The organism is Spirillospora sp. NPDC047279, assembly GCF_040643285.1.
Classification (GTDB): domain Bacteria; phylum Actinomycetota; class Actinomycetes; order Streptosporangiales; family Streptosporangiaceae; genus Spirillospora.
Map to the genome: position 1 here is coordinate 1 of NZ_JBEYUA010000042.1, position 7,144 is coordinate 7,144.

Genomic DNA, 7,144 nt, shown 5'->3' on the forward strand with positions numbered 1-7,144 from the left:
GTCATCGTCACTCTGCTCGGTACCCGTTCTCGCCCTACTCATGTCAGTTAGGGAACTTCATCCCCTTCTGTCTCACTTGAGCTTGGCACAGAGGGTCTTCGGCGGAGCGACGGGCCAGGTCCGGCAGGACGGAGGTATAAGTGTCTGCGGCGATGGTGATGGAGGACAGGCCGAGGGTCTCCTGAACGACTTTCATGTCGTATCCAGCGGCGAGCAGGATGGTGGCGGCGCCGTGCCTCAGATCGTGCAGTCGGATCGGCGGGAGTCCTGCTTCCATGGCCAGGAGTTCGAATTGCTCAGTGACATAGGCGGGGTGCGTCTGTTTGGTGCGATGCGCGCGGAGCACGTTCACGGTCTCGTTGTCGAGTGAGACCTGGCGCTCCCCCGCCTCGGACTTGGGTCGTCCCTGATCAGTGCTGCCGCCGAGTTGGGTGATCTGCCAGCGCACGGACACGGTTCCTTCATCGAGATCAAGGTCGGGGCGGCGCAGCCCACAGGCTTCACCGCGGCGGAGCCCGCGGAATGCGATCAGGTAGTACAGCGTGAACAGCCGGTGCCGCCGGGCGCGTTCGAGGAACGTCCAGGTCTGGTCGGGTGTCCACACCATCACCGGGGACGGGCGCGGCGCACCGATGTAAGCGTCCAAGCGGTTGATGCGGGTGCCGTGGCGATTCCCGGGTTCCCTTTGCGAGAGCTGCTGCCTGCGGCGCTCCATCGTTGCGACATGCGCCGCGTACGCTCGGCGCCATTCTGCGGAACGGTCTGGTGTCCAGACCAGCACCTTCGGCCTCCTCCCTGGCGGCAGCTCTACAAGCGATGCGACGTTGATGTCGATCCGGCGTTCCCGGATCGCCTGGTTCAGCGCCGCCCGCAAGGTGGCGCGGATGCGTTGTTTTTGTCGCGCGTCAGACTTAGTGGCGCAGGAGTTAGTTGGGACTCCTGGGCCGTGAAGGAGACGTATGGTGAGTCGCCCCCCCCACAGTTCTGGGTGGAGGACAAGCTGCGGATCGTGTTGTCGGTCCTGGCTGGTGAGATGACGGTCGCTGAGGCGGCCCGGCGCAATAAGACGTCGGGGACCTCGGGTGGCGGCGTGGAAGGCCCAGTTTCTGGAAGGTGGTCGGCAGGGCCTGGAGTCCTCGGCCCGCCGGTCGGGTCCGTCGGCGCGTGAGGCCCAGCTCGAGGCCGAGATCGCCGACCTGCACACGGCGCTGGGTGAGGCGCACGTGCAGCTGCGGGTGGGGAAGAAGTCGGCTGAGGGTCGCCTGGCCCCTTGGAGGACCTCGAGGTGATCCGCCAGGACGCGGCGATGCCGGTCTCGAGGTTCGCAGCGTTGACCGGCATCCCGCGCCGCACCTACACCCGCAAGCTCGCCAAGCTGCGGGCCGGAAGTCCGGTGAAGGGGCCGTGGCCGGTGCCGGTCGTGGACGAGATCGAGCCGGTGGTGGCCAAGTACGCCGCCGAGTGGCCGGCCTGGGGACACCGGAAGATCCACTGGATGATGGCCGCCGACGGGCACGCCGCCTCGGCCTCCAGTGTGGAGCAGGCGATGCGCCGCCGCGGCATGCTCCAGCCCATCGACTACCAGGGCGAACCAAGACAGCTCGCCCAGGCCCGCAAGGCCGCGTTCACCGACCCGCCGACCCGCCGACCCGCCGACCCGGCCGAACCAGGTGTGGCAGCTGGACTTCAGCGAGTACGAGACGACCGCGGGCGGGATCTGGCGGCTGGCCGGAGTGACCGACTACTTCACCAAGTACGAGCACGGCTGGCGCATCGCCCCGACCTGCACCGGAGCCGACGCCATCGCCGCGGTCATGCTCGCCATCTCCGAGGCCGAACGCCTGGCCGGCTGCTGGCTGGAAAAGGCTCTGGCCGATCCGGCCACGGGTGAGGTCCGCAAGATCAAGCTGGTCACCGACAACGGGCCGGCGTTCAAGGGCGCCGCGTTCGCCCGCTTCATCACGAGCCGGACCGAGTTCATGCACATCCGCACCCGGCGGCGTTCACCAGGCCAGAACGGCGTCCGCGAGCGCGCGTCCGGCTCGCTGAGGTATGAGCATCTGTACCGGATCGAGATCGACGACCTGCCCGCCCTGGCCCGCGAGGCCGAACACTACCGGCAGGTCTTCAACCACATCCGACCCCACGAAGCTCTCAGCGGCCACCGGCCGATCGAGATCCACACCGACCCGGCCCTGCACCCCCAACTTTCAGACCCGGGTTTCTGAGCCAACTTCTTGACGCGGGACAACCTGGACCCCACCGGCATTGGCTCATTCGGTCCACTCGCCCGAGGTTGCCCATCGCTGGACACGCCCCACATGACGCCAAGCGCACCTCAATCCGGGCACACCGGTGACCACGGCCAAACCGCCGAACGCGAGCATGTACGGAGCCCGATCCGCTCCCTCGCGTCTCTCCCGCAGGAGATCGCCGTAGGTACGGGAGCCGTAACCACCGAAACACATGGACGGGCGATCTGGGGTCATTACCTCGCCGCCACACCTGATCGGCCGATCAGCCACATAGAGATCACGGCCACCGACAAACACCACCACCGCCCCGAACCCGATCAGCACGAAGAAAAACAAAGACAGTAGCAATGCCGCGATCGCCCGCGGTCGGCCTCCGGGTGGTGCAGGCGGGCGAGACATGACCACACTCCTGGCTACCAAGGTCAACTATCGGGATGCTACCCGGCAAGGGTCAACATGGCCCGGTCTCGGACGGGCTCCAAGCACCACGTTCTGACCGACGGTCACGACATCCCGCTCGCGCTCAGCTTGACCGGCGGCAACCGCAACGATGTGGCCCAGCTGATGCCGCTGCTGGACAAGGTGCCACCGGTCCGTGGCCGGGTCGGGCGGCAGCGCCGGCGGCCCGATTGCCTGTACGCCGACCGCGGCTACGACCACGACAAGTACCGGGGGCTGGTCGCGGCCAAGGGCGTCAAGCACCGGATCAGCCGACGCGCCACCGAGCACGGCTCCGGCCTGGGCAAGCACCGCTACGTCGTGGAACGAACGATCGCGCGGCTGCACTGGTTCCGCCGTCCGCGCATCCGCGGGAGATCCGGGACGACATCCACGAGGCGTTCATGACCCTGGCCGCAGCCATCATCTGCCGGCGCCGACTCGCCCGCTGATCTTTCTGTTAGGACCTCTTAGAGGTGAGTTCGAGAAGAAGCTGAATGGCCTCGATCACGGCCACTCCGACCTCTGGACGCACCCTCCCGACCTGACGCTGAGCGTGTGATCGGTGACTTTGGGAAATAACGGACGACCCTCAAGTGGGCATTGTAGGGTGTGCAAATCCCCGGGACTGGACAATCTCGCACACAGCGGGCAGCAGCAGGTGCCCCGCGAGTCCGCCCCCCGCCACCGTGACCCACGAGGAAGTACCAGCCATGCGCACACCCTTCACCCTCGCGCTGGGCGTCGCCGCCCTGTTCGGCCTGGCCGCCTGTGGCGGCGAATCCGACGGGGCCGCCGAGCCGCCGGCGCCCGAGCCCACCACGCCGTCGGCCACCGCTCCCGCGTCCCCGCCGACCCAGGCGGGTGGAAACGCCGAGGTGACCCCGCCCGGGACCAAGCTCAAGCTCAGCGAGCGCGCGGTGGTCCCGGTCGAGTCCGGCTCGACGACCGGCCAGGTCGCCATCACGAACATCACGATCGAGAAGGCGCCGCAGGCCGCGTTCGAGGCGAAGTTTGGGGCCAAGGCCAAGCAGATGGACCCCTACTTCGTGCGGTACACGATCGAGCACGTCGGCGGCGGCGACCTGTCACGCACCACGGCCCCGCTGCTGAAGGCCCTCGGCCCGGGCGGCGGCTCGACCGGCGCCGTGGTGATCGGGTCGATGCCCGGCTGTGAGTCTGGCCGTCCCGGCGCGGCCTTCGCCCAGCCCGGAGACAAGTACGAGTACTGCCGCCTGCAGGCCAGCCGCAAGGGCACCGCGGTGAGCGGTGTCGAGTACGACGACACCGACGGCGGCTACAACACCAAGCCCGTCACCTGGACCCGCTGAACCCTGAGAAGGCGTTCTCCGCGAGATGGGCCCGTACCTCACGCCTCGCGGGGAACGCCTGACAGGGCAGGATGAATGGCCCAGCGGGCCGACAAAGCTGATGACGAGGGGCCTGGCCCGACGGTTACGGGCCGTCCAGACGCAGATCCGCGCCGCCCTGAACCAGAGCCAGTAGACACTGAGGTGCTTCATCTCCCCGTCCCGAAAGTGTGAAGCAGATGTGAAGCAGTCGCGAAACTCGAGGGCCCTACGTTCGCCGTTGACAGAGCATTTTCGAATGCTAGGCCAACGGGGAAGGGACACCGTGAGGTTCATTAGCAAGCTGGCAGTAGTGGGCCTGTCCGCCCTCGCCGTGATGCCGCTGGGCGCTACCGCGGGAGCCTCGTCGGCCACGGGCACCGCGGCGCCGAGCGAGGCATCCGCAGCCAGGCTGGAAAGCTACATCTACAACGGCAGCAGCCTCGCCATGGGAGTGATGCGCACCTGGAACGGGACGGGCAGGATCTACGGCTCCGGCCTCTACGACAAGGCGCTCCCGGCCAGAAAGCGAACGGACACCTCCTTCTCCTGGACCAGGGCCCAGGGCTTCTACCTCGGCAGCGGCTACTGCGGCGACATCTTCTACTGGAACGGCTCGATGTGGGCCTACGGGGCCAGCCGCAAGAGCGGGCAGCACAGGCTCGGCACTGTCGTCGGCCAGTCGGTCGCCCGGTGGGAAGTCCGGCAGTACCGCTGCTGACCCGGCGCGTCCCTGTGTCCTTCCCCTCGAACACGCGGGGAAGGACACAGGGGCGCAGCCGTGCCGTCAGTTCGGTGCCTGCGGGTGGCCGGTGGAGCGCAGGCTCGGCGTTCTCCTGGCCAGCAGGTCCGCGTGGATCCGCTGGAGGGTCAGGTCGGGATCGACACCGAGCTCGGTCGCGGTCCGGGCCCGAACCGTCTCGTATTGCACCAGCGCGTCCGCGCGGCGGCCCGAACGGTCGAGTGCGATGAGCGGCCGCGCCCACAGCGGCTCACGGAGTGGATACCGCGTGATCAGTTCACTCAGCTCCACCACGGCCCGTTCGTGCCGCCCCATGGAGATGTTCAGGTCGAGCCGCCGTTCCAGCGCCGAGGTACCGCTCGACCAGCCAGGGCGCCTCGGACTCGTGCAACCAGGCCGGCGGGACGCCCTCGAAGGGCTCGCCGCGCCACAGCGCCAGCGCCTCGGCGAGGTGGGACCGGGCCGCGTCGCCGTCCGCAGCGGCCTCCAGCAGGCCGACGAAGCGCAGTACGTCAACGTCCTCGGAACCGAGGCTCAGGGCATAGCCCATCGGCGTCGACAAGATCGACGCGGGGCGGAGAACAACGCGCAACCGCGCCAGGTACGTCTGGATGCTGCGCCGGACGTTCACCGGCGGGTCCTCTCTCGGCCATACCGCCAGGGACAACCGGTCGACCGACACCGCCTGCCCCGCCGACAGCGCCAGGAGCATCCCCCTGTCTGTCGCCGGACGTCCCTATCGCGACTTGAGCTCCAGTTCGCCCGCTCGGTCCAGCAGAGCCCCGATCTCGAGCGAGTGCCCGTAGATGCTCGCTCGTCCTACGAGTTCGCGCGCTCCTGCCCGGACGGCCTCAGGATCCGGCTCGTCGAAAAGGTGGTCGAGCTCAGCTCTGAGGATGCCGACTGCCGCAGGAGCGATGAAGGCCGGATCCAGTTCCAGGCGTCCGCGTAACTTTCAAACGCGTCCAGGTCGCTCAAGGAGCGCACATTCGTCGTTGCCGCGGTGATGATCATGACGAGCAGTTCGTCTCTGGCTCGGCCATCGGGCATTCCACGGACCCTCGCGGCGAGCGCCAATCCCTCCAAGGGCGGCGTCTCGGCGTTTCCGGCGAGCACGCCGGAAACGCGCTCCGCCACCCACGTGACCGCGTCGGGTTCGCCATAGATGCCGAGGAGGGCGGCTGCGAGACTCAGGGTCCTCAGCGCTGAACCGGTCGAGGCTGAGGGCAGTTCGACGTCGGTGTAGCCTCGGACCTGCTCGGCGACCTCGCTCCGACGTTGCGCGAGAACGTGGGCGATGACCGGCCTGGTGACCAGTGGCGCCACCGGCACATCGGCCGTCAGGTCTCCGGCTGCTCGGCTCAACTCCCCCAGCTGCTCCAGCGTCGCGGCCCGGTCAAGCCGTTCATCTGTCATGTCGCTGTCCTCAAGCGTGCCGAGCAGAAAATCCCGCAGGCTCGGATCGGCCAGCATCACTGACCGGTTGGTCGCCGGCCCTCCGGTCGTGATCCAGATGGGTTCGAGCGAACGCCAGCCCTCCTGCCACTCCCTGGCCGCCATTCCAGGCTTGGCCGCCAGCTTCCGCAGCTCGGACAGCAACACGGGCCGTGGTCTGAGGGTCGCCAGGGTCAGCACGACCTCGGTGGCGAGTTCGCCGAGTGTCGCCCAGCTCACCGACCAGACGGTCTCGGGAAGGGCGAGTGCGTCCAGCAGTTTGGCCAGCGCTTCGTCGGAGGTGGTCGCTCCCGTGAGCTGGTCGCAGATCTTCTCGATGAGGCGTGGATTGAACGAGGGATGGCGAACGACGCTGACGGTCCTTCGATCCAATTGAACGGCTCGGAGTTCCTCGGAGGTGAGCCCGGCGAAGTGAAGGTGGTTGAGGAGAGCCCGGATCCTTATAGGCTCGTCCCAATCATCGAGCGTGAGCTCGCATCGTCCGCGTACGTCCTCGGCCAGGCTTCGCAACGAGTTGCCGGCGGAGAGCGCTGCCCTGCGCATCACCTCGGTGGGAGAGGTAACGATCAGCCGCTTGTTGTCCTCGCTACGACGGACGATCGCATCCATGAAAGACCGGATGCCGTGCGCGTCCTCGATGGCCGTCGGCGCCAGATCCGCTTCGCCCAACGGGTCTGAGAAGACGAACAACTGTCGCGAGTCATCCGGCCTGAGCGCCTGCCAGGACGCATCAAGGTCCCTGACCATGTCAACGACCTGCCACCCGTTCCGAGCCCACCGAAGCGCCATGATTTCAGCCAGGTAGCTCTTTGGACCACCCCGGGTTGGGTGGAGGCTCTGATACCTGGAAGGGTGAGGGGTTATGGCACCCCCGAGGAAGTACTCGTCTGAGCTGCGGGAACGCG

General features: G+C 67.4%; 6 protein-coding genes and 2 pseudogenes. 4 read left to right on the top strand and 4 right to left on the bottom strand.

Features of this window, described 5'->3' with window-relative positions; all coding sequences use genetic code 11:
• Positions 1–43: 43 nt before the first annotated feature.
• On the bottom strand, positions 44–874 hold the full coding sequence (locus tag ABZ810_RS47490) for a site-specific integrase (RefSeq protein WP_358415425.1): 831 nt from the start codon (positions 872–874) through the stop codon (positions 44–46).
• Positions 875–1,353: 479 nt separating this feature from the next.
• Entirely contained in the window at positions 1,354–1,575 is a 222-nt protein-coding gene (locus ABZ810_RS47495) for a hypothetical protein (RefSeq protein WP_358415439.1), read from the bottom strand.
• On the opposite strand from ABZ810_RS47495, the gene ABZ810_RS47500 reads away from it, so the two are divergent.
• The 4 genes and pseudogenes from ABZ810_RS47500 to ABZ810_RS47515 all read left to right on the top strand — a co-directional run bounded on the left by ABZ810_RS47500 (position 1,533) and on the right by ABZ810_RS47515 (position 4,763).
• Positions 1,533–2,228, top strand: a complete 696-nt coding sequence (locus ABZ810_RS47500) for an integrase core domain-containing protein (protein ID WP_358415428.1) — start codon at positions 1,533–1,535, stop codon at positions 2,226–2,228. The two genes, ABZ810_RS47495 and ABZ810_RS47500, sit on opposite strands and share 43 nt — an antisense overlap.
• A 483-nt stretch (positions 2,229–2,711) precedes the next feature.
• Positions 2,712–3,145: pseudogene (locus ABZ810_RS47505) on the top strand (transposase); the annotation flags it as partial.
• Positions 3,146–3,406: 261 nt separating this feature from the next.
• Positions 3,407–4,024, top strand: a complete 618-nt coding sequence (locus ABZ810_RS47510; protein ID WP_358415431.1) for a hypothetical protein — start codon at positions 3,407–3,409, stop codon at positions 4,022–4,024.
• Positions 4,025–4,328: 304 nt separating this feature from the next.
• Entirely contained in the window at positions 4,329–4,763 is a 435-nt protein-coding gene (locus ABZ810_RS47515) for a hypothetical protein (RefSeq protein ID WP_358415433.1), read from the top strand.
• A 66-nt stretch (positions 4,764–4,829) separates the two neighbouring features.
• Here ABZ810_RS47515 and ABZ810_RS47520 read toward each other — a convergent pair.
• Both ABZ810_RS47520 and ABZ810_RS47525 read right to left on the bottom strand, forming a co-directional pair.
• Positions 4,830–5,496: pseudogene (locus ABZ810_RS47520) on the bottom strand (AfsR/SARP family transcriptional regulator).
• Positions 5,497–5,603: 107 nt separating this feature from the next.
• Positions 5,604–7,103 carry a hypothetical protein gene (locus tag ABZ810_RS47525; protein ID WP_358415436.1) on the bottom strand — a complete coding sequence of 500 codons (1,500 nt, stop codon included), beginning with the start codon at positions 7,101–7,103 and terminating at the stop codon, positions 5,604–5,606.
• Positions 7,104–7,144: the final 41 nt, after the last annotated feature.